Annotated in this window: 16 protein-coding genes and 1 pseudogene; 14 read left to right on the forward strand and 3 right to left on the reverse strand. The window is 55.8% G+C overall.

Annotation, left to right across the window (positions count from 1 at the left end):
• Nucleotides 1–30 precede the first annotated feature (30 nt).
• Entirely contained in the window at nt 31–822 is a 792-nt protein-coding gene (locus BJ917_RS07640; protein WP_121102922.1) for a transporter substrate-binding domain-containing protein, read from the forward strand.
• 85 nt (nt 823–907) lie between these two features.
• Here the strand turns inward: BJ917_RS07640 and BJ917_RS07645 are convergent, their stop codons facing one another.
• Nucleotides 908–1,126 (reverse strand): hypothetical protein, encoded by a 219-nt coding sequence (locus BJ917_RS07645; protein WP_096512594.1) that lies wholly within the window; start codon nt 1,124–1,126, stop codon nt 908–910.
• 358 nt (nt 1,127–1,484) lie between these two features.
• Between BJ917_RS07645 and BJ917_RS31980 the strand changes: the two genes are divergently transcribed.
• The 3 genes from BJ917_RS31980 to BJ917_RS07655 all read left to right on the forward strand — a co-directional run bounded on the left by BJ917_RS31980 (nt 1,485) and on the right by BJ917_RS07655 (nt 3,872).
• Complete coding sequence (locus BJ917_RS31980) at nt 1,485–1,631, forward strand: hypothetical protein (RefSeq protein WP_177435564.1); 147 nt, start codon at nt 1,485–1,487, stop codon at nt 1,629–1,631.
• Nucleotides 1,632–1,637: 6 nt separating this feature from the next.
• Entirely contained in the window at nt 1,638–2,057 is a 420-nt protein-coding gene (locus tag BJ917_RS07650) for a type II toxin-antitoxin system YafO family toxin (RefSeq protein ID WP_121102923.1), read from the forward strand.
• 330 nt (nt 2,058–2,387) lie between these two features.
• Nucleotides 2,388–3,872, forward strand: coding sequence for a sensor histidine kinase (locus BJ917_RS07655; RefSeq protein WP_121102925.1), 1,485 nt, complete (start codon nt 2,388–2,390; stop codon nt 3,870–3,872).
• Here BJ917_RS07655 and BJ917_RS07660 read toward each other — a convergent pair whose 3' ends face one another.
• A complete protein-coding gene (locus BJ917_RS07660) occupies nt 3,873–4,568 on the reverse strand; it encodes a response regulator transcription factor (protein ID WP_121102927.1) in 696 nt (231 codons plus the stop codon).
• A gap of 679 nt (nt 4,569–5,247) precedes the next feature.
• Between BJ917_RS07660 and BJ917_RS31985 the strand changes: the two genes are divergently transcribed.
• The 5 genes from BJ917_RS31985 (at nt 5,248) to BJ917_RS32640 (ending at nt 11,005) form a co-directional block, all read left to right on the forward strand.
• The gene (locus tag BJ917_RS31985; RefSeq protein ID WP_177435565.1) at nt 5,248–6,015 is read left to right on the forward strand and encodes a hypothetical protein; all 768 of its coding nucleotides are present in this window, start codon (nt 5,248–5,250) and stop codon (nt 6,013–6,015) included.
• Nucleotides 6,016–7,167: 1,152 nt separating this feature from the next.
• Nucleotides 7,168–8,016: an alpha/beta hydrolase gene (locus BJ917_RS07670; RefSeq protein ID WP_218570193.1), complete on the forward strand. Its 849-nt coding sequence runs from the start codon at nt 7,168–7,170 to the stop codon at nt 8,014–8,016.
• 342 nt (nt 8,017–8,358) lie between these two features.
• Nucleotides 8,359–8,856 carry a hypothetical protein gene (locus BJ917_RS07675; protein ID WP_121102931.1) on the forward strand — a complete coding sequence of 166 codons (498 nt, stop codon included), beginning with the start codon at nt 8,359–8,361 and terminating at the stop codon, nt 8,854–8,856.
• Between the two features lie 317 nt (nt 8,857–9,173).
• Nucleotides 9,174–9,803 carry a DUF6602 domain-containing protein gene (locus BJ917_RS32635; protein ID WP_372237703.1) on the forward strand — a complete coding sequence of 210 codons (630 nt, stop codon included), beginning with the start codon at nt 9,174–9,176 and terminating at the stop codon, nt 9,801–9,803.
• Nucleotides 9,804–10,741: 938 nt separating this feature from the next.
• The gene (locus tag BJ917_RS32640; protein WP_158602471.1) at nt 10,742–11,005 is read left to right on the forward strand and encodes a DNA/RNA helicase domain-containing protein; all 264 of its coding nucleotides are present in this window, start codon (nt 10,742–10,744) and stop codon (nt 11,003–11,005) included.
• Between the two features lie 185 nt (nt 11,006–11,190).
• Here the strand turns inward: BJ917_RS32640 and BJ917_RS32250 are convergent.
• Nucleotides 11,191–12,235: pseudogene (locus BJ917_RS32250) on the reverse strand (transposase); the annotation flags it as partial.
• A gap of 513 nt (nt 12,236–12,748) precedes the next feature.
• Here BJ917_RS32250 and BJ917_RS07690 point away from each other — a divergent pair.
• From BJ917_RS07690 to BJ917_RS07710, 5 genes are read left to right on the forward strand one after another with little or no spacing between them, the layout of a single operon-like run.
• Nucleotides 12,749–14,665 (forward strand): hypothetical protein, encoded by a 1,917-nt coding sequence (locus BJ917_RS07690; RefSeq protein WP_121102936.1) that lies wholly within the window; start codon nt 12,749–12,751, stop codon nt 14,663–14,665.
• Entirely contained in the window at nt 14,662–15,348 is a 687-nt protein-coding gene (locus BJ917_RS07695; protein ID WP_121102938.1) for a hypothetical protein, read from the forward strand. Before BJ917_RS07690 ends, BJ917_RS07695 begins: the two co-directional genes overlap by 4 nt.
• On the forward strand, nt 15,348–17,063 hold the full coding sequence (locus tag BJ917_RS07700; protein WP_121102940.1) for a hypothetical protein: 1,716 nt from the start codon (nt 15,348–15,350) through the stop codon (nt 17,061–17,063). The genes BJ917_RS07695 and BJ917_RS07700 overlap by 1 nt, the downstream gene beginning before the upstream one ends.
• Nucleotides 17,060–20,434 (forward strand): DUF6603 domain-containing protein, encoded by a 3,375-nt coding sequence (locus BJ917_RS07705; RefSeq protein WP_121102942.1) that lies wholly within the window; start codon nt 17,060–17,062, stop codon nt 20,432–20,434. Before BJ917_RS07700 ends, BJ917_RS07705 begins: the two co-directional genes overlap by 4 nt.
• Nucleotides 20,431–23,757, forward strand: a complete 3,327-nt coding sequence (locus tag BJ917_RS07710; RefSeq protein WP_121102944.1) for a hypothetical protein — start codon at nt 20,431–20,433, stop codon at nt 23,755–23,757. Before BJ917_RS07705 ends, BJ917_RS07710 begins: the two co-directional genes overlap by 4 nt.
• Nucleotide 23,758 lies beyond the last annotated feature (1 nt).

Here is a 23,758-nt window from a genome sequence, read left to right on the forward strand (position 1 = left end):
AAAACCACTCCATCACAAAAGCCCGACAACATGAAAAACATCAACACCCCCCTGATGCTCAGTGGCCTGCTCGCGCTATCGTTTGGCGCTCAGGCTCAGGAAGGCCCTTCGCACCTGGACAGCGTCATTCAACAAGGCCAACTGCGCGTCTGCACCACAGGCGACTACAAACCCTATACCTTCAAAGCCGAGGACGGCGAATACTCGGGCACCGACATCGCCATGGCCCGCTCCCTGGCCGACAGCCTCGGCGCCAAGGTCGAGTGGGTGCCGACGACCTGGAAAACCCTGATGTCCGACATGCTCGCCGGCAAATGCGACATCGGCATGGGCGGCATCTCCGTCACCCTGGAACGGCAGAAAAAAGCCTTCTTCAGCACCACCCTCGACGTCGACGGCAAAATCCCGCTGGTGCGCTGCGAAGAGCAGGCGCAGTACCAAACCATCGACCAGATCAACCAACCCACGGTTCGCCTGGTCGAACCGGCCGGCGGCACCAACGAAGCTTTCGTCCATGCCTTCCTGCCCAAGGCGCAATTGCAACTGCACGATAACGTCACCATCTTTCAGCAACTGCTGGACAAAAAGGCTGACGTGATGATCACCGATGCTTCGGAAGCGCTGTACCAGCAGAAGCTCAAACCGGGGTTGTGTGCGGTCAATCCGACGCAGTACATGCAATATGGGGAGAAGGCTTACTTGCTGCCGCGTGATGATATGACGTGGAAGTTGTATGTGGATCAGTGGCTGCATTTGGCCAAAGTGACGGGAAATTACCAGAAGGTTTTGGGGCAGTGGATAGCGGTGCCTGAGGCTAAATGACAGAACATTTCGTCGAACGGTAAAAAGGGCGTCCCTCTTCAGGGGCGCCCTTTTTCGTTGCGGATGCCAGGTGATTTGTTACTGATCAGTCATCGTGCAGCAGGCCAGAGCTGTACTCACCGAAGCTGTTGCCGAGCGCACTGCCATGGAAATTCATCTTGTTGGGGCTATTGGTGGGCCCCGGGCCGAAGCCGGCTGACGGCACGCTTTCTTCGGAATAGCGGTTTGTGGTGCTCACCCCCGAACAGGCGCTCAACAGCACAGCACTGGTGACGAGTGCGACCTTGATGACGTTTGAGATCATTTTCTATGTCCTGTTGGGTGGAGGCGCGATGGGTTGACCTGATGCTTTTATCCTAGGCCGTTCGCCCGGCGGGAATGATGAAACTTTGCGGGGTGACAGCGTTGGTTCAGGTGCGGTGGGTTCTTGAAGAATCAGCCACTCAGACAAAAAAAGCCGCGTCCTACACCACGATAGGAATCGTCCGTACATTCCGCCATTGCTGCGCCCTTGTCACGAGACCTATAGTCCGACCCACGCCCTCACGGCGGTCGGGTTTGGCGACTCGAAAATCAGCCCCGAGTGCCGTCCACACGGTTTGCCCGGATCCCATTCATCCAATAAGCTGGTCAGCATGAATACACATACATTGGAGGCCCCAATGGCCACCACTAAAAAAACCGTGAAGCCCCGCAAAAAGGTCATCCACAAAGAACTGACATTCCTGGATGTTCGGGAAGCAGCGCGTGACGGGCAGAAGATATTCGATACCTTTGTGATCTCTGGCAAGCTTCCTATATCGAAGTAAGTCTGGATGCCAGCGGTCAAAATCGCAGAAATTTTTCGACAAATAAAACATTGGGAAACGATTGCCGCACAGTTCTACAACTATAAATTGTTCGGCGATCTGCCTGCCATATTTGGCAGAGATGAAAAACTCGACCTGACTGATATGCACCATATCCATCTCGCCAGTACAGAACAGATGCAAACTCGCTGGGCAAAAATAAGCCGTCAGTATTATCGCACCACCCTTATAGACGATCCCGAAAATGACTTTTGGCTCGTTTATGCCTACGACGACTTCAGAGATGAGTACTTGCTGCTCACGGTTACCGGCCCGGATGCTCACAATCGTATCGAGTGGGGTTCGTTCCTACGTACGATACGTAGCGAGATTGTAGAGCCCTGGATTATTGGACAGGTTCACTGCCTTGACCTGGATGACCTTTGAAACCTCTCAAAACCGGCACTTGGCCGGTTTTTTCTGTCCGCCAGAAATTGCGTAACTGAATAACCGAAAATACCATTGCGGCATTAGTCTCGACTGCGGAAGGCAGGTTCAATGGGATATACCCGGCGCAAGACCGGTGTCGCCACGGCTACCTTGTCTTATTGACCGCCCCCGCCTCCGTCCACCCGTGAAGCTGTCGGATCGCTCTACAGTGAACTACTGTCAGTCATGGGCGTGGCGCCCACAGGGACGCCCACCCCGGCAATTTCCAGATGTCCGTTGAGTTGCAAGGTTTTCCAACCGACTGATCACGTTCAGGGAACCAGGTCGATGCCAAATGCAGACGTCGAATCAAAAAACGGGACTTTTATCGCGCAGGAGACTGAGAATTTGATCGGACCTGCCCCGGTTTCCGATGCGGCCCGCAACGGAATCTGGCGCACCCGGATCACGGCACAGGCGCGCGATCTGAGTCGCTCGACCCAGTTTGTCATTGCCGCCGCGCTGATCCTGGGACTGACCATGTTTTTCGTCGGCAATCTGGTAAGCGTAGGCATAGAAAATGCCGCGGTACAAAGCGCGGCCGAAGCAGGCGCTCAGTACATGGATACGTTTCTGGAGCCCTATGTCCAGGAAATGAGCCGGGACAATGGCCTTTCGGCTGAAAGCGTCCAGTCCCTGGACCGCCTCACGCAAAGTCGTTCGTTAAAACAGCACATTGTCTCGATCAAGATCTGGCGAGCCGATGGCACAGTGGTCTACAGCACGAACAAAGCCATCACCAACCACAAATTCCCACTCGATGAGATCAGGGAGGCACTCAAGGGCAACGTGGTCACCGACCTTAAAGACCTGGACGAGGATGAGAACGAGTTCGAACGTGAGCTCAACCTGCCGCTCTATGAAATCTACGCCCCCCTGCGGGACTCCAGTTCCGGGAAAATCATCGCGGTGGGCGAGTTTTATGAAAAGGCCGATAGCCTGAAGCGCGAGGTCAATCAGGTCCGGGAGCAGGTATGGGTGGTCGTTGGCGCCGCGACGCTGGCCATGCTGACGCTGCTTTTCTTCATCGTGCGACGCGGTGACAAGATTATCCAACAACAACAAGTGGCACTGCGCTTGCGGCTGCAGGAGCAAACCCGATTGCACATTAGTAATGCCGAACTCCAGCGCAAGATTGCGACGGCGACCCAGGAGTTTTCCCGTGTCAACGAACTCACCTTGAGGCGAATTGGTGCAGACCTGCACGATGGGCCGGCGCAGTTACTGACCTTGATTCTGATCCGGCTCGACGACTTGGTCGAAAACTGCTCCGCTGTCGACCAGGAATCGCTGGAAACCATTCGTGGCGCCGCCACCGACGCATTGCGCGAGGTCCGCGATTTATCTCGAGGTCTGGCACTTCCGGAAATCAACGACTTGAGCCTGGTGGAAGAGTTGCAACTGGTGGCCCAACGGCACGAGCAACGCACTGGCACCAAGGTCACATTAACCCTGGCGCGGCTGCCGAAGGTCGCGCCACTGCCGCTCAAACTCTGTTTGTACCGTTTTGTGCAAGAAGCCCTCAACAACGCTTACCGTTATGCCAACGGCGAGGGTCAGGTCATCCAGGCGCAATACAGTGATGACGTATTGAACATCAGCGTCAGGGACAGGGGTCCAGGCATGGCGGCGGATGCCATGCTGCTCGAAAAATCCGGCAGAACCCGATTGGGGCTCGCCGGATTGCGTTATCGCGTTGAGTCTCTGGGCGGGTTATTCAGCATCGACTCCTGCGCCTCTGGTACTTCGGTCAATGCACAGTTCAAACTCTAGTCAGGAGCCACTCCGGGGATCCACTTGGTTTTTTCCCGCGCCGGGATGAAGTCGCCCGACAGCTTCGCGCTCCCAATAACGCCGTAGGGCAGCGACCGCTTCGACACGATTTCGGGCGTGCAGTTTCTGCATCACGCTGCTCATGTGGTTCTTGACGGTTTGTTCGCTGATCAACAGCTTTGACGCAACTTCCTTATTGGTCAGCCCCGTTGAAACTTCACGGATGACCTGCTCCTCGCGATGGCTCAGATCCAGCGGGTGAACTTCCGCTTCGTGTTCCTTGATGTTACTCAGCAGCTTGTTGGCAACCTCGGGGGTGATATAGGTCTCACCCTTGGCAACCGACCTGATCGCCTGGACGAGTTCCGGTCCGCTGACACCTTTCAACACATACCCGCGCGCGCCGGCCTCCAGTGCCAAAAAGGCGTCATCTTCGGACTCTGAAACCGTCAGCATCAGCACCTTCACCGACAACTGCGTGGAAATGAACCGCACCGCGGCGAAAACATCGCCCGGCATATTGACGTCCATCAACATCACGTCCGGACGCGTCCTCTGGGCAATATCCCTGGCATCGTCCGCATTGGCGCCCTGCTCGACGACGTGAAGATCCGCCCGTTTTTTCAATGTATTGGCAACGCCCTCACGCAACAGCGGATGATCGTCGACAATGCCGATGCGAATAAATGGATTCATGACGCGCTCCCGAAAGGACCAGCACTCGAACACCCATAGATTAATAGCAGGTAACCGGGGATGACGCCTGTCGCCAACCGTGCAAAATGGCCCCCATTAGCCGGTCTCAAGTCAAGGCTAAAAGCCACCTCAGCCCCACACCCCCATTCCTGTTAAACTCCCCCACCTCCCAGCCTCACCGATTCCAGATCCCCAATGCCCGTAACCATCGCCACACCCGCCCCGCTCTCCCGCCGTTTCTGCGTCGCGCCGATGATGGATTGGAACGATTAACGGCAATGGCCTTTAAAACAAAGGCTTACAGTAACAATCATTTCCCCTTGTACCAGTTCTGTACCAGCAAGCCCTCTCAACTCACCTTTACGCTACGGCAAACTGCGTTTACATCCGGCAGATAACGGCCAAGAGCAGTCGGTGGACAAGCTGCTAGCCTGTCAATTGTGTTGTTTGAATCGCCGTCTATACTAAACTAAAAACTTTGGCTTGCTATCAATTGCTTCGGACTCCAGTTGCATTTACGTCTGTCATCTTTGGTGCGCATGCGCCCAAGTCAGATCGCATAAGGATTGCTCTTTCCCTTCTTCACGAGATGCGTATCCAGCTCAATAAGCCATACTCAAGGAAGGTCAGCTGTTCATCGATATCGTGAACACATAAGTTACAGATCAAAATAAGAGTCATGCTTATATACAAAAAAATCTGTCTAAAGTGCAATAAAGAAAAGCCCGTCTCGGAGTTTTATAAGGTTCCGCGCAATAAAGACGGCTTGCACTCCTACTGTAAGGAGTGTGACAAAATAGCAGTTAGCGAATACTACAAAACAGACAATGGCATAGCTTCACTTTCAAAGTACCAAAAATCTGAAAAAGGTATTGCCGCGATACGACGTGCTGCAGAGAAGTACCAAAAATCTGAAAAAGGTATAGCCGCGATACGGCGTGCTGCAGAGAAGTACCAAAAATCTGAAAAAGGTATAGCCGCACTACGGCGAAGTGCAGATAAACTGAAATCTGAAGGATATTATCGTTTTGGGAACGGAGCCATCTCAAATATGCGGCAAGGCGCTAAAAAGCGCGGTATTACCTTTAGCTTAAACGTAGTAGAGCTGAAAGAGTGGTGGAATGACACAAGTGATATCTGCCACTATTGCTCTTCGACGTTAGAGCAATATGTCGAGCTTCGTAATTACGTGCTGAATTATAAAGGAACAAATCCTAAGATACGAAAATTTATGCGATACTTCAAAAATACTCGGCATGCTGCTATTTCAACTATGACTATTGACAGGAAAAATAACGAGCTAGGGTACGAAATAAAAAATATTGCCAAGGCTTGCTGGGTTTGCAACTTCTTAAAAAGTAATTTCTTTTCAGAGGAGATATTTAAAAAGATAGCACCTGAAATCATTTCTGAGTTAAGGGAGGCAATAAGTGAGGAGTGCTCATAGTAAAATGCTCAATAAGTACGTCCACTTCTACGAATTGCCACTTTCTAACTTTACGTTATTCCCGCAGTATGCAATGGGTCGATTGTGTTCCTTCCCGACAGTCAGTAGTTGGTCGTTTTCTGCCTCTCGCGACGGATAGAAAACGGCCAATTGCCTTATACAATGGCAGCTTAAGGTCGATTGGTCAGTCCAGCTGCAACTGAACAAGGATAATGGTCGCGGCAAAACCCAATGTAAGGATTCCGATTCCGCACGTGATTACGAGTAGGAGGGGATGTTTCCACAAGGTTCTAATCTCCGAATCGATTATTTTTGTTGAGTAGGAGCGTCAGAGCAATTACCAAGCCAAATAATGTGGTCCGGTCCAAGGGCTGCGGCATTGCGATGCAACGGCTCTTAGAGACGGTAAATACATATTGCCTCATGGGAAATCCCCCACAATTGGGGGATTTTTCTTACCGGATATGGCGCAGTCATCGAGACTATTGCTAGGCGGTCGAACATACGAAACCGCATAGTTGATAAGCGCAGGTGCTGCATGGCCAACCCCAGTCAGTTTCAGCTATTTCAAGCGTTAATACGCGTCGATTGCATACAAGGCAGGCTTCGAATTCAAGCAGCTACAACCAGGCGCTAACGCGTATTGCATACCTTTCCGACTTAAAATCGGCTCCATCGATTGACGAAGGGCGTCTATTGTAAGTGGATGGGATGGCACTACGCCGAGCGCTATCGAGATGGGACGACTGAAGAGAGACGGTAGAAGTCATGAGACGAGTCAAATGGGTTCTCATAGGTCTGATGATCTTGGTGCTAGCAGCATGTATGAGTGCCGGCGTACCGTACGGTGGAATTGGTAAAATAGATCAGCCGCAGGTAAGTGTCCCAATAAGCATCCAGTCGCCGCGACCGGATGATCACCCAAGTCCGTACAGTATAACCAGAGGGAGGGGATGCACGGAGTGGGTTCATTTCCCCCCGGGTGAAGATATAGATATGGAGTGCGCGCTTGGTGCCGAAGATGCCTTCATATCCGTGCCTGTCGCATTTGCGACCGACCGGGAGAAGACTGGGCCTTCCACATTCGGGGCAACACGTGCCAGTACGATCAGCTACGGCACAGTCAACGTAAGTATCCCGCGTGACCACAAAATGGGCAAACTTGAGGCACCGTCATGGTGGCGTTTGCGATTTGAGCAGGAACCGGAGTTTGATGTAATGGTGTTGCGAACGGAAAGTGTGTCGTCGACCGAGTTCTTTTCCAACTTACGAAGGGACGTCTCTGACTCGGCAACTAAAAGTCTGCTGGTATTTGTGCACGGCTTTAACGTTAGCTTCCAAGACGCAGCGCGGCGAACGGCGCAGATGTCATATGACCTTGGCTTCACGGGCGTCCCTGCCTTTTTTAGCTGGCCATCTCAAGATCAACTACTGAGCTATTCGGCAGACGAGCAGGCCATTATCGATGCTGAGCCACATCTTCAGCAGTTCTTGCGCGATGTGCTTAGGCAGTCGGACGCTGAGAGCATCTACCTCATAGCGCACAGCATGGGAAACCGGGGGCTCACGCACGCACTTATGGCGTTGGCGCGAACGGACCCCAAGGAAGTAAAACGGATCAAGGAAGTGATCCTCGCCGCGCCGGACATCGGTACGATCGAGTTCACTGAACAAATCGCGCCTGGCCTGCAGAAGCTCGGTGCGCCAATCACTCTTTATGCATCCTCTAACGACCGTGCGCTAGCGACCTCTAAATGGCTTCATGGCGGGGCACGCGCCGGAGAATCAGGGGAGAATTTGATCGTCGTCAATGGGATCGAGACGATCGACGCATCGAACACCGACACGGACCTCATCGGGCACTCGTATTACGGCGACAGGCGTAGCGTGCTGGCCGACATGTGGTACCTAATCAACGGCGAGCTGCCAGCGGCAAAGCGTTGTTGCTTGCAGGGGGAACCGTCCCGGATTGCACCGAAGTACTGGGTTTTCCTTAAATAGCAGAGTCGGCCTTCAAGTTACCACGACGTGGCTAGCCACCGATCGCTTGCGTGCGTAGGTCGAGAAGCTCAAGGCACTCCGCTCCCGGGCGAGCGCCTCATGTCAGGGTGTACCCATCTGCAATCGACCGACGCAGTCATTTGCACCGAATATGCCCCCCCTTTAGCAGGCATGCCCGGCATTGAACGGCCAAAGGCTGACGTTGGCCATGGTGCAGACGTTGATTTTTGCGCAAGCCAAGCTCTAGGCCCTAAAAAGAGGGAATTGCCGATTCGATTTGACCATTAGCATAGCTATGCTAATGTAGCTATATAGCTATAAAACAAACTGAGAAGAGACATTATGGAAAAGTCATACATCGACCCGAAAACCGTCTTGAGCCCACGGGGAAGCGTAAAAAATCTGGAGATTTTGTATGACGGGGGAGCAGGGTCTTTTTCCCTCGCAAAGTTGGAGTGGGACGGCAGAGATGCGCACGGTTTTCGCTGGAATGGGTACACCGATAGAAAATCCAACAAGGTAAACAAAGGAAGTCCCATCTCCACAGGCTATCCAGTCTGGATGATCCTACCGACAGAAATTGTTCAAGCTATGGACTTTGAAAAGATCATCAACCGTAAAACCTTGAACCAGCGGGTTTTAAGCGAAATCAAAACCCTGGTCGAGAGCAAAAAAATCCAAGATCCAGAAGGATTCTCCCTGACCTATGAAGCAGATGCGACTGGTATAGATGGTAACGTCATTGAAGAGATTCAAGAGGCGCTGATGAGCGATAACATCAACATAATCAGTGTCAAAGAAAAAGGAAATTCAACACTTTTCAACGTTGCATATTCCTGACAATTAAAATTAGAGTGTCAATCCGGCAGCCGTCGGCTGCAGTCAGAACCAGCCTCCTACACTGATAGTAAAGCCCAGAGCATAGCTAATAATGAATCAAGCTTTTAGCGCACTTCTAAACGAAAAAATTGAACTTTTCAGACATTCTTTTTCCGCTGCTTCCCGCCAAACATTTGTCTCTCCAACAACTGGCAAATTAATACATGCTGGTGAGTTTGGTACCTACCGGGAGGAAATTCTTCGAGGTTTTCTGAGGTTGTGCGTCCCTGCAAGACTTGAAATCGGTACAGGTTTTCTAATGAACTCAGCGGGGGGGCATTTCTACCCAAGCAGACATTGTCGTTTATGACCCTTCGGCGGTTCCACGAATAGAATCGAATGAGCATCAGCGATTTTTCCCCATTGAAGGTGTCTGTGCTATTGGCGAAGTCAAGAGTCGTCTGTCGAAAGCAGGACTACGAGATGCTTTGAATAAATTGGCTCGAGTGAAAGCTACGGCAGACCAGACGTCCACAACAACTCCAATATTTAGAGACAGATCAATAGCCACACTTCCGTTCAATAGAGAAGAAATCATTTACGATCAAATTTTTTCTGTTCTAGTATGTGAAGGCTTCGACTTTGACCCAAAATCACTTGCTAATGAGATTAGTGGCTGGTACGAACCCGATATAAAAAATCATCATAAGCACAATATGATTTTAAGTATCGAGGATGGACTTGCCCATTACATTCAATCTGGCAAATCGTGGATGTACCCACCCACGAACAGAACACCAGCAAAAAACCGATTCCTCCTCCCAAACGAAAATAAAAACCTACACTTTCATCTGTTTTGTAGCTTTATGTTCTTAGCAACATCGAGTACCACGATACTATATCCAGAAATTAATGAGTATATGCCGCCATTATCCGGCGGATACGTTTACGATGATGTGAACCAATAGGTTTATTCAGACAGACGTACATAGGTAATCGTTATCAGTTTCCCAAGCTGATAACGAGGGTTCGATTCCCTTCACCCGCTCCACTATTTTCAAGGCTTCCAGCGGTATCAAGGTGACATTGCGTAGAACTGGTGACAGTTTCGGTGACAGTTACTGGATTCTGGGAGTGTTTGCGCACCAACGTGAGTGCGCAGCAACTGATGGACCTGTACCAGCGCCCTCCCCCTAGGCGCTTTCGGCTTTTCATGTTGACCCCTCGGAAAACGGTTAGGAAGGTTAGTTTTTTGCTGACTGCCCTGAAAGCCTTGTGCTGCGCGGCTTTGCGACTACTGCCGCAGGTTAGGTTTTGGTTAGTACAGGGTTATTTCCTAACCTTTATAGATGTTAAAAACTCAATAAGTTAAAGCCTTATAAATCAGTAACTTACAACTTACTAACCTCAGACCTAACCATAACTAACCCTCCAAAGTTAGCGACCAAGCCCAGTAAATACGGGCGCCTCAGCTGCTCTCAGGCTGCCATTTCAAAAACTAACCCTTTTCCCGAGCCACCTCTCAAAATCCATCCCCCACTGCGCTCCAGAAGCCTTCTCAAAACAGTCCACCCATGCAGGGATTCGCAGGCTTTTTTCACCCCCAGCAATGCCAGAGCAACCCCAGCCAGGCCTGCGCCGAAGCAACTTCAGGGAGTGCAGAAAAAACGACACATTTAGCCCGCAGGCGTGGCGGGGGGACGACGGCGCGCGCCAGATGCGGAGCGAGTTGCCGCCAGCGGCCACGCTGGGCAAACTACTCAGCGCAGACCCACACTGGATGAGATTTTGTAAGGAATACGCCGATGACTATGCCCGTGCTGTTTGAATTTGAAGCACTGCTGTTGCCTTTGATAACAGTGGACGACGGGGAGCATTGGTTCTGTGCCAAGACCTGCGCGAAGTAGTGGACGCCATCTACAAAATTCAATGCTTAGAATACGACTACGTGGGCGTCGTGATCGGAGAAGACCTCGTCTACAGAAACGGCCGCGTATGCGCTCGCGGATCAGCCCAACAAGACTCGGCCCTTCAGCGATACATGAACACCCGCAGCGGGTCCCAGGAAGAGAAGAGAGCTACATTCTCTCGGATAATTCGCGATGTTTACTACGTGCTAATGACCCGGGCTAAGAAGGGGTTTTTATTTATGTGGTTGATCCTGAGATGAGGGGGATGCTTCGGGGGGCTTTGTGAGGACATCGGCCGAACGAAATGACCTCGCAGCGGTTAGCGCCCGGCCGAGGCTATGTACGGTTGCTGATGCGCCGAGAATCGGTCGCTCCGGCGCGTCGCGATTGTAGCCAACGGTTTGAACACGAAAAATCCGCTCTAATGAGTCGCGAGGAAGCCCTCTCAGGCCTTCATCGTCGCCATCAGCGCCTCGTTTCCCAGCAGATTCATCACCCACTTCAGGTTGTATGCGAGCACGTGCAGACTCATCTCGTTTCTGACGCGTTCGAGGCCCTTGGTCAGGAAATGCGTCGTGCCCATCCATACCTTCAGAGTACCGAAGGGATGCTCAACCGTCCGGCGCCGAATACGCATGCTGTCGGGCGCCCGGCCTAGCCGGGCCTGCATGACCTCGAGTTCTTCCTCATGCACCCAGCGGCTGTCGCGTCGATAGTCACCGGGGGTGCATTTGGCCTTGATCGGGCATATCGGACAATGGGAACTCCAGTAACGGTGCATCGTCAGCCCGGCCTCAACGCTCATGTAGCCAAATCAAACGCTCCCCGGCCGGGCAGACGTACTCGTCATTGTCGTGGTCATACACGAAGTCGGCCTTACGCCGGAGGTGGTAGTCTTCGGGACAAGGGGAATCGTGCCGGCTTTGTGGCAGGCGAGGATTTCCTCGCCCTTGTAATAGCCTGGTCGGCAATCGCCGTGATGTACTCCAACCCACATCGCCTTGCGGGCCTGTTTGCCCATCTTGCTGAGCTGATCCCGGTCCAGACCATCGTTCGTCACTTCGCGTGCCACCATCAGATGGTTCTTCGTTTTAACCGCCGTCTGCACGTTGTAGCCTACGATGCCGGTGCCCCGCGTTTTCATGGAGCGGGCATCGGGATCCGTGAGGGAGATCTGCTTGTCGGGCGTGTACTCGAGCTGGACGCCGATTGCTTCGAGCTCCTTCATCCGCGCCTTCAGGGTCGTGTCTAGTTCTGTAGCCACTCTTTCTTCTCCTGGGCCGTAGCCGGTCGGCGCTGTCAATCTCGACCAGGTAGCGTTCGATGCTCAATTTGATTTCTTCCATGCACCGTTGCAGCTTGGCGCTGGTGAAGTTGCGGTCGCGGTTATTGACTGCCTTGAACTTGCTGCCGTCGATCGCGACCACGGCTTCGATGAAGAACCCCAGTTCCCGGCACAGCACGACGAACCGGCGACAGACGCTATGGATCACAAGGCTGACTTTGGAACACGAGAAGGCGAATCCCCGGCAATTCAATAGTGCCAGCTGACGCCCGCGATCACGCAGGCTGATGGAAACATTCGCGGATGAGTTGGAACTCGCGGTGCGAAGCCAGTCTGGCGTCAACTTTCACCAATGCAGTGTGGAGGCAAGTTGCACCATCTCCTGCGCCCACGTCGGTCACGCCGAACAATCGCCGTTGCAGTTGCCTTGCGCCGCGATTGGTCTGTGCTATACCGAACCACTATGGTGTTGGTGCGCCCACATTTCATAGTGAGGCTGCACGACCTCGACTGTGCTCGGTGTCGCAGCGAGCGATTGGTCTTCACTCATGCCGGCGAGATGTTGCGTGATTCGTAACGCCTGTAGGCAGCAGCGAACCCGTTCGGAAGGTGCGTTCGAACGCAGCTTGTGACAAACAAACGTTCCGCGCTATGCGGCCCCACTATATGGATCTATCTCAGCGAAGAGCAGCCCTGAGAGGACCAGAGGGAGATTGTTATGGCCTTCAATAATCTAGGCTATTACACACTCGAACCTGGGAGGGAAGTAGAGATCCTGTATTGGTTTGGTGGTTCCGGCGGCCACCTAGGCGCAAACGACCACGGGGCACAGTACTGTATGGCCCATCCTCTGTGGGGGCCGGAACGACCCTGTTCGTTACTCAACAAGGAAAGTCAAACATGGGATACACGGCCGGGCCGTGGCAGTACACATGTCATTGTGTCGAATGTGGGGCCGTACGTGCATGCGATCTATACGTGGCATGTCGGGTTGGCAGTCGCCCAAGCTGACCTGCTGGAGGTTACGGCTTTGACCATCGATGAGACGTCCTACCGCCGTGCCCACAACTACCTGACCTGGGAAGTCGATGCTACCGTGCGTCTGGCCGACGATGCGAGCCCGCATTTTGCGAGAACACCAGAACCCTCGGGACGGTATAACTCGCCGCAATCGAGTACGCCGAAGGTAAAGGCTGGTACAAAGATAACTCGCGGCAAACACGGCACCGGTCCCGGAGGTACGGGCACCGCCGGCGTCATCGTGCGTAAGAAAGGGGCCACTTCGGGCGCGCAAGTCATGACCTGCGCTCACGTGTTGGGAATGCAAGCCATCGGGCCCGATGCAACGGTCAAGGACGCCAACGTAGTTTACTCGCCCGAACTGTCTACCTGTTCGGGAGTCGAATGCAATCGGCCGTTCGGAGAGGTAATTAACGCCACTCTCGAGACTATCAACGCTGATGTCGTACAGGCAAGCATCAAGTTTGGATCGGAGACTTTCGCTGTCGATGCGGCACTCATCGATCTCGCGCCGGACGCAAACGGTCTGAATGAGATCCCCAAAATCGGCCAGATTGCCGGCGTCCGCGATCTCGTCCAGGAATGGTCGCTGACCACGCCTCCGGGTTCGCTCGAATTGCCTCCGGCCCGCCAGATCCAAGTAAAAAAATACGGCGCCGTGACTGAATACACTGAAGGCACCATCAAGCGGTTGGCGAAAGCGGATATCAAAGAAGTCGATCCCGGCACTGGCGCGATAACAGACAGCAAGGGTTATGTTTTCGAAGTCGAGGTGAATGCGGGCCAATCACAGTTCAAGCAGGAGTACGAACTCGACATGGATCAATTCATGTCGAGGATGGCCATCGCGACAGCCGACGAAGTGGCACATCTGTTCGACGGCACGAAGGTGACTGCCACGGTTGGAGGGGCCGCTCAAACACCCACGCTCAAGATCGTGGGCACTACATTTTCGCAAAAGGGCGACTCGGGTTCTCCAATCGTCGATAGCGATCGGAAGATTGTCGGGATCCTGAGAAGCGGCAGCGTCCAACGAATCTACGTCAAAGGTAAGGATCCGGTGGATATCGTCACGGGTAACTCGCAGGGCGTTTTCATCGCTGCCGCCTTCGAGAAACTCGAGGTTGCGCTCTTGTCCCCCGGCCAGCAGACCTCGGGCGCACGGATTGTCGTTCCTGGAATGGCGATCCAGCGCGCACATGGCGAAGCTCTCGACTGGCACGCTCTCGATCGGATTCGCGACGATATCGAGCGCAGTCCCGCGGGAATCCGGCTCACACCGGTGTTCCGACGCCACTTCGACGAAATTCGCCAACTTGTGCACCATCGCCGCCGAGTGACCGTGACTTGGCACAGATTCAAGGGCCCGGCTTTCGTCACGGCATTTCTGAGGGCTGCGCGCTCGCCGTCCAAACCGCTCGTGCCCGAGATCGACGGAGTGCGACTGAACGATGCAATGCGGGCCATGCGGAACGCTCTAATGGCGGAAGGATCGCCCGGGCTGCAGAACGCGATCATGGCGCACGAAGCCGAACTTTTCGAACTTGCGGACAAGGCCGAATCCATCGACGCACTAGTCGAAGCCCTGTCGCCGGTTGAGGATCGGCGCGCATGAAAGGGCCCGCGCTTCGCATCGCGAGCGCGCGCGGCGTTCCGGGAACCGCTGGCGCCGTCGTTAAGCACAGCTCAGGTACGCGATATCTGCTCTCGAATGAGCACGTCGTGTTCGGGGGCGGAGCAGAACTCGGCGATCCTGTATGGGCCATCCCCCTGGAGTCCCTCGACGATGACGTGACCGGCGCCGTGCTGCTTGGGCGGGTGTTTTCCGGACGCATCGGCCGAGTCACGTTTGAAGGCGAAGACTGTTTCGTGGATTGCGCGTTGGTGGAGTTGGTGGAATCCGCTTTGCCGGCCTGGATTGCAGAAAGGCTGGACGAACTGGCGGCCTTCGAAACAGCCGCTCCCGAACCGGGTATAGCCGTATGCAAGAGCGGCGCTGCGACGGGACGCACCGAAGGCGTGCTGGTCGATGTCGCCTATCCCGATTATCCGGTGATCGACGGCCGCATTTGGAGTGCGCCCGGGCAGCTTCTCGTCGATTCGCAGAATCCGGAACTAAACTTCTCGGCGCCTGGGGATTCCGGCTCCGCGCTGTTCGATGTGCACGGCCGCCTGCTCGGACTGCTTTGGGGATCGAACCTCAGCGGTCAAGGCGTCGCTTGCCCCATCGCACCGGTGCTCGACTGCTTGAAGGTGACCTTACGGCCGGCGCATAACGCAGCCCGGAGGTCCACTTAATGGCAGCGCGGAAAGAGGTTCTCAACGAAGCGCGCCGGCTGTTGCTCGCGTTCCCAAACGTGATCGGCGTTGGGATCGGGCTCCGGCCGGCATCGCTCGGCTGTTCCGCGCAAGTGCTTCGGGTTTACGTCAAACGCAAGCTCGGCGAATCCGATCTGCTGCCAGGAGCCGTGGTCCCGCGCACCGTGTTGGGCTTACCGACCGTAGTCATAGAGGCAGCACCAGGCTTCGCCACGGCGAAAAACGTGAAGGTCTACACGGCTGGGATCGACATCGAAAGCAACGTTCCTTCAGTGGACGTAAGGAGCGAAAGCGGGACTCTGGGCTGCTATGCGCTGCGGGCCGGCAACCCCGTTCTGCTGACCTGCTCACACGTGATGTTCCCGGGCTTCGCGGCGCTTCCGCAAACCGGTATTTACCAGCCTAATTACAGCTCCTGCTGTTCGGGCGGCGACAAGATCGGAACTCCTGTTTACGATCCAAAGGACATCAAAGACGGGAAATACAAAGGCGGGTTCAAGACCACACTAGGTGACGTCCAGGTTCCCGCACCGAACGATAAGGGCTACACGGTGGTGCACAACTTTACATGCAGCGAAACCGACTGCGCCATCGCCACGCTCGACATGAATCCGTTCACGCGATTTCGAAACGTCTTCTCCACACCTGAAGGCGAGATCGCGATCACTGGCTCGAACACCGACGTCCTCAGCATCCTGCCACCGAAAGCGGGAACAGCGCCCGCGCCGGATCAGTACGTGCGCGTCTTCAGCCCGCGAGTGAATCAGGTGATATATGGAACGCTGCTTTGGGTAGCCACTTCCGAAGTTACGGTCGACAGCATGATCATCGACGGCAAGCGCATGACGCCGCTGTTTCCTTCTGGAATATCCGAGTCGCCAAAGAGCGACGAAGCTGCAGGCACCATGCCGAGCATCAATCAGTTCCTGATACTCCCGAGGCCCAAGCCGATCCCGGGTGTGAGCGATTACACGAAGTATTACGCGCAGGCAAACATCACGTTGAGCTTCGATCATGGCGATTCAGGCGCTGTGGTGATCGACAGCCAAGGCCGAGTAATCGCTCAGGTGGTCAGAAAGCTCTACCTCAAACCGGAACAGCTCACGCTAGATCCCGCGAAGCGCAAGCTGATCGAGTTCAACAGCGTCGGCAGTCTTGCGGTCGCAAGTCCGATCCGCGCGGTATTCGAACAACTGAACATCACCATTCCTGCAACGCTGGACATATCTGGCCCGACATCGGAAACCCCGCGAGTGATGGTGCCGGGCTTCGATGGCGGTACTGAGCGCGATGCCCAGCAGCGTGCTGTAGAGCGCCTGCGCGAAGGGCTTCGTAAGACCCGTCGCGGGAAACTGATCCTCGGCAAAGTTGGCCAACATCGCCGGGAGGTTCGGCGGCTATTTGCAACCGTGCGAGCCATAAGCGTCGCCTGGCACAAACTCGGCGGTGCGGGGTTCTATAACCAAGCCGTCCGTAGCGCGCTCGATCCCAACCATATCATCCCGAACAGCATCAACGGCGTCACTCGCGAGCGCCTGATCAACGTGATCCTGCCACTGTTTGTGTGCTATGGCAGCGCAGAACTCCGGCGCGACATCGAACGCTATCGCGGTTGGGGCGTCGAGATGGTGCTCGCAGTAGCGACCATTGATGACGTCCCCAAGGCGCTCGCCCGAAGAGGGACCACGGTATGAACGACAAGCGTGGCACGCTCGAAGCGCTAATCAATCAGCTTGCGGGCGTGCTTTCGCCGCTGACAAGATTGACTCCGCTCGGCGTGCAGGCGCTGCTTCCCGAACTCGGTCTGCCTGTCACCGATGCACAAGCTGCGTCGATAGCGCCGATCCTGACCGCAACCACCAACGACGTCGGCAACCTGATCAGCTTCGCCCAGCAGCTTGAAGCGGCCATCGCTTCGGGCGATCTCGGGCAGATTATCGGCAACGGCGCGAATGCGATCGACCAGATTGCGAAAGTCATCTTGGGCCTCGATCAACTGAAGGCGGGAATAGCCGGACTTGGTCTGCCCGGAGCAGGTCCCATCCTTGCGGACCTGCCTGCGCAGCTCACCAATTTCCTGCTGGTCGCAACGTTCGCACGCAGCCAGGGCGCGAACCAACTGCTCGAACTCACCGGAATTCTCGAGCGCACCGACCACAACGTCGGCGTTTTCGATCCGGATAAGCCCTTCTACACAACCAACCAGTTTCATTTCGACCGGCTTGGTGGATGGCTGAGCAATCCCGCCGGCCAGTTGGGCGATTTGTACGGTTGGGGTACCGGCGGCTTTGACGGTAAGAAATTCCTCGCGGCTTTGGACCGCGCGGCCAGCGAGTTTGGGCTGCCTTCGTTAGTCGATTCTTCTGCCGCGACTCCGCTGCTCGACCTTATATTTGTCACGCTCACTCCGCGCACCGATCTAAATCCGCGCGGGCTGGAACTTCAACTGAACGCCGGACTCACCAAAGGCTCGATCCAAGTCGGAACGCAAAGCTGGAATCTCGCGCTGCGCCTCGATACGAACATTCCATCCGGCGCGGCACTGATCCTTCAGCCGGGCAGCATCAAGGCGCAGCCGCCCGATGCGACGACGCTCAGCGGAACTGTCAGCGCGACCTACAGCTATCTGCGTGATCCATCCAATCCGCTGCGCTTGCTTACTATCGCGGGCTCGAGCGGCATCACCGTGGAAGAGGTAGACGCGACCGCAGGGCTCACACTGCAATCGAACGGTACAGCCGCGCTTACACTCGGCGTGGCTCTGAAACGCGGCAAGGTCCTGATCACAACCGACGATGCCGACGGCTTTATCGGCAAGATCCTTGCGGGCATCCGAGTCGAGAACAACTTCGATCTCAGTGCTACGTACACCATGGCCGAAGGTCTGCACTTCGAGGGTTCGAGCACGCTCGAAATTCAACTTGCCTCGCACGTCAGCCTTGGACCAATTAACATCGAAGCGCTGACGCTAAAAATCGGCATCAAAGGACAACAGTTCCCCGTCGGTATCACCGTCGACCTGAAGGCCATACTCGGACCTCTCACGGCGGTGGTGCATGGAATCGGCTTCGAAGTCGATTTTTCGCTGGTCTCCAACAACAAAGGACGCCTCGGCCCAATCGATCTGCATTTCGGATTCAAGCCGCCCGACGGCATCGGCCTGAGCCTTGACGCAGGCATCATTCAGGGCGGTGGTTTCCTGTTATTCGACTCTGATCACGAAGAGTATGCGGGAGCCCTCGAACTGGTGTTCTCCGGATTCCTTGGCTTGCACGCCGTTGGGCTCATCACCACGCGCATGCCCGATGGATCAAAGGGCTTCTCGCTGCTGATCATCATCACCGTAGATTTCGGACCAGGCATCCAACTGGGCTTCGGCTTCACGCTGCTCGCTGTCGGCGGTCTGCTCGGATTGAATCGCGCAATGCTGTTCCAGCCCTTGGTGGATGGCATCCGGACTAACGCGATCTCAAGCATTATGTTTCCGCAGAACGTTGTCGCCAACGCCATGCAGATCATCAGCGATCTGAAGGCTATCTTCCCCCCGCAGGACGGTACGTTCCTCATCAGTCCTATGGCCAAACTCGGCTGGGGCGAGCCCACGCTGATCAGTCTGTCCTTGGGCGTGATCATCGAAATTCCGCCCGGTGACATCGTCATTCTCGGCATTCTGAAACTCGCGCTGCCGGCCGAAGATCTTCCGGTACTCGTCATCCAGGTGAACTTCGCCGGAGTGCTGGAATTCGACAAGTCACGGCTGTACTTCTTCGCATCGCTATTCGACTCGCACATCCTGTTTATCACACTGGAAGGTGAGATGGGCTTGCTGATGGTCTACGGCCACGATGCGAACTTCGTACTCTCAGTGGGGGGCTTCCACCCGCAGTTCTCGCCGCCGCCGCTGCCGTTCCCCACGCCACGGCGAATCGAACTGACCCTCATCAATGAGTCGTACGCACGTATCCGCAGTGACGGGTACTTCGCGATCACATCGAACACCTGCCAGTTTGGATCGCACTCGGAATATTTCTTTGGTTTCAACGCCCTCAGCGTGCAAGGCAGTTCCGGTTTCGATGCGCTGTTCCAGTTTTCGCCGTTCCATTTCATCGTCAGCATCTCGACGTCATTCAGCGTCCGCGTGTTTGGGGTAGGCGTCTACGGCGTTGGTATCAATCTGACGCTCGAAGGTCCGACTCCCTGGCACGCGCACGGCACTGCATTGCTTTCGTTCTTCCTGTTCTCTGTTGACATCGGGATCGACTTCACTTGGGGCGACGATCGCAACACCACTCTTCCGCCGGTTGCGTTGATGTCGTTGCTTGGCTGCGAGCTATCCAAGCAGAGCAACTGGCGAGCGCTCCTGCCTTCGGGTTCGAACCTGCTTGTTTCCCTTCGCAAGCTCGATGCGTCCGACGCGACGATGGTGCTGCACCCCGTGGGCACGCTTCAAGTGAGCCAGCGCGCGATTCCACTCGACTTCACCCTGGACAAGGCTGGCAACCAGGCGCCAAACGATGCCAACCGCTTCGGATTGACTGTGTCCACGGCGGGGTTAACCGCAAAACGGAACCTGCAGGAATCGTTCGCACTCGCGCAATTCAAAAATCTGACTGATGCCGACAAATTGTCGCAGGCGGCGTACACACCGCTCGATAGCGGTTTGGAACTCTCGGCCGCTGGTTCGTCGTATGCCTCAGGTACCGCCATCACGTGCAACGTGCGATATGACCTGACCATCATCGACATGAGCCTCAGGCGCGTTTCGCTGCGGTTCTTCGTATTATTGGGTTCACTGTTCAACCACTTCCTTGTAGGTTCGAGCGTGGCGCGCAGTTCACTGTCCGCCGCCACGAAAGCGCAAACGCATCCGTTCGCCGAGAAGATTGCGGTTAATCCCGAAACCTTCGCGGTCGCCTTCACGGCAAATAACCAGGTGTTTCATAACGAAGCAGCCGCATTCTCGAGCCAGGCAAAGGCTCACGATTATGTCGCGAGTAAAGTCGCGGCCGATCCCACTCTCGCCGGCTCCATACACGTGATTCCTCGATTCGAGGTGGCCGCGTGAAGACGATCGCCACCTACTCATTTCTCCCGTGGCTGCGGCAGGGCGTTGCGAACACAATTGCGTCCGCGGATCACGATCCGGCAGTGAAGACGCGTGCAACTATCGACGTAAACCTCACCCTCGCTGGAGATCCGATTGCCGGCGGCGCTGAACTGACCGCGACTATCTCGAATAAGGTCGCGCTCTACGGACCAGGCGATATCGTAGGTATCGAGCAGCGCGCCATTGTCCGCACCGAGCCGCGCAACTGGATCACGAACTTCGAAGCGAACTACATCCCCGCCATCGATTTCTACGACGAGGATTTCCCCTGGCGCTACACACCAGCCGCGTCCGATGGCACGGGTCTGCGGCTGCGGCCCTGGATCGCGCTAGTAGTGCTGGCGGAGAGCGAGTTCAAGGACGCCACGAACATCCAGAATCGCCCGTTGCCGTGTATCGAAGTGCCGGATGCAAAGGTCTTTCCACCCGCCGATGATCTGTGGGCGTGGGCTCACGTCCACTTCAACCAGAGCCTCTCGGGTGATCCCAGTACGCTGGTCTCGCCTGATATGAGCGCCGTGCTGCCACGCGTGGAATCCATCATCGCCGCGAACCCCGATCTTGCTTATTCGCGTATCATGTGTCCGCGGCGGCTCGCTCCGCAGACCGCCTATCACGCGTTTCTGATGCCGGTGTTTGAGACGGGACGGCTGGCTGGCTTGGGCTCCGATCCGAACGCGGCGCCGCACGCTACCTTCTCGGCATGGGCCACCTACGCCGGACGGCGTGAGCCCGCTTTCTATCCCTTCTACTACCGTTTCTATTTCCGCACCGCGAGTCAGGGCGATTTCGAGTATCTCGTGCGCCTGCTCAAGCCACAGCTCGTCGATCCGAAGGTCGGCATGCGCGACATGGACGTCCAGGCCCCCGGCTCAAACATCCCCGGCATCACCGATCCCGCATTGCATGGCGTGCTGAAACTCGGCGGAGCATTGCGGGTTCCGGATGCGGACTTGAATGCGGACCAGTTGGCGGATCGGCACAAGTACGAGAATTGGGCCCAGCCGTATCCGGTGAAGTTCCAGATCGACCTGGCGAAGTTCATCAACCTGCCCGACGACTACGCGAGCCAGACCGCGGCCGACGCCAACACTACTTCCGGGCTCGTGCCCGCGGGCGGCGATCCCGACCCGCTCATCACGGCTCCGCTCTATGGGCGCTGGCACTCACTTACAAACCGCGTGCTGTTGAACCGAGATGGCACGGCAGCTCGGAACAACACGAACTGGGTGCACTGTCTGAACCTGGATCCGCGCTTCCGCGTGCCCGCGGGTTTCGGCGGCGACGTCGTCGAAACCAACGCCGAAGAGTACATGAACTATGCGTGGGAGCAGATTGGCGACGTGCTGGCCGCGAACTCGAAGATCCGACGGCTACAGTTGGCGAAGGAAGTATCGTGGCGATGGCACGTGGCGTCGCTGCAGCCGCTCGCGACTGCGAACTTCGAACGAGCCTTCGCGGTCACCGGCCCCGTCGCGTCGCGAGTGCTCGCGAGTCCGAATACTGTTGCGTACACCCAGAGCCTCAGCATGGTGCCTCCGGTGTACACGTCGGCACTCATGCGGCGGGTCATGCGGCCCGGCTCCAGGTTGATTCGAAACCTGCCGTTCACGGCGGCCATCACGCCACACAATCTGCTAGTACGCGTGAATAATGGCGAGGTCAGTCCCGCGCCGCCCGTTGTTGTACCGCCTGGGGTACCCACTGTCGATCAGACAACGGGCGCGGCTGCGCCCACGAACATCCCCTCGTGGCTTGAGAATCTGTTGAGGCAGTTTCCCTGGCTCCCTACAGCGGCGGTGATAATCGCGTTTCTGCTAGCGCTATTTTTGCTATTGATCCCGATTGTAGGAATCCTCATGGCTGCCGCGCTGATCATCGGCGGTATCTGGCTCTACCGGTATCTGAAAAATGTACAGAAAGCCATGGCGGCGACACAGAGCATCCAGCAGTCCAACCAAACTCCCACCGCCGTTGCCCAACTGCCGCAAAGTCCCGACTTTACGCTGCAGCAGCCCGGATCAGCGGTACGTCCCACCACTGGCACCTCTGACAGCCCGACCGCGGTGCGCTTCAAGAACGCGCTGTTCGATTCGTTCACGCTGATCACCACAACGAGAACCGTTTCGGCGAGGCCTGATCCTATCCGCCTCGAGTTATCAGAGCTCACTTCGAAGATGGTGGCCGCCGTTGATCCGCAGGTGACCATACCACGGCGGGCGCTATCATACCTGTCGATTCCGAAGTGGATTCTCGATCTGCTCAGCGATCAGTTCGGCGAAGTGATGGCGTACCCGACGATCGACCTGCCGATGTATATGCCGCTGAAGGCCATCTCCGCGGAGCTCTTTCTGCCGAACATCAACCTGATTCCGCCCAACAGCATCACACTGATCGAGACTAACCAGCGGTTCATCGAGGCTTATATGGTCGGGCTGAATCACGAGTTCGCGCGCAAGCTGCTATGGCGCGAATACCCAACCGACCAGCGCGGCAGTTACTTCCGCCAGTTCTGGGATCCGCGAACCTACTTCGACACTACCGGCCTAACACCCGAGCAGCTCAAAGATAAGCTGTATGACATTCCCAAACTGCACCGCTGGTCGCTCACTTCGAATCTCGGCGATCACAACAACCGGGCCAGACCCGGTCAAAAAGGTGAGGATGCGGTTCTCGTCATTCGCGGTGAACTGCTGAAGCGGTATCCCACCGCGGTGATCTACGCACACCATGCGCAGTGGGAGCGCACACCCGACGGTCGCATCGATCTGAGTAAGCCGCGCACGCTTCAGGATATCGATGCCGCGCTCAGGGAGCATCCGCCGCCGTCCATCATTCGGATGCCGCTTTATGAGGCAAAGGTCGACCCCGACATCTACTTCTTCGGCTTCGATCTTACCGTCCCCGAAGCAAAGGGCGGACCCGGCACGAATCCGGCCGACGATCCTGGGTGGTTTTTCGTGATCAAGGAGCGCCCGGGCGAGCCACGCTTCGGCCTCGAGATCAACAAGACCAGCCGGCCCGAACTCTTCGACGAACTTACGTGGGACGATGCAGTGCCTGACGTAGCCGCGGGAGCGTTTCTTCCCGCCGGTGTATTGAACGCGGTTCCGCTCGCGTCGCCGCCCGCCGGTGATCCCGAAGGCAAAGGCCCGCAGCATTCCGATGACCTCAAAGTGAACGGCGCTGCGATCAGTTCTGCCCGCTGGGCTTACCTGTTGTTCCGAGCGCCGGTGATGGTAGCTGTCCACGCAGACGAGATGCTACGGAGCGGTTCCTGAC

This window comes from Pseudomonas sp. WPR_5_2 (assembly GCF_003634475.1).
Taxonomy (GTDB): Bacteria; Pseudomonadota; Gammaproteobacteria; order Pseudomonadales; family Pseudomonadaceae; genus Aquipseudomonas; species Aquipseudomonas izuensis.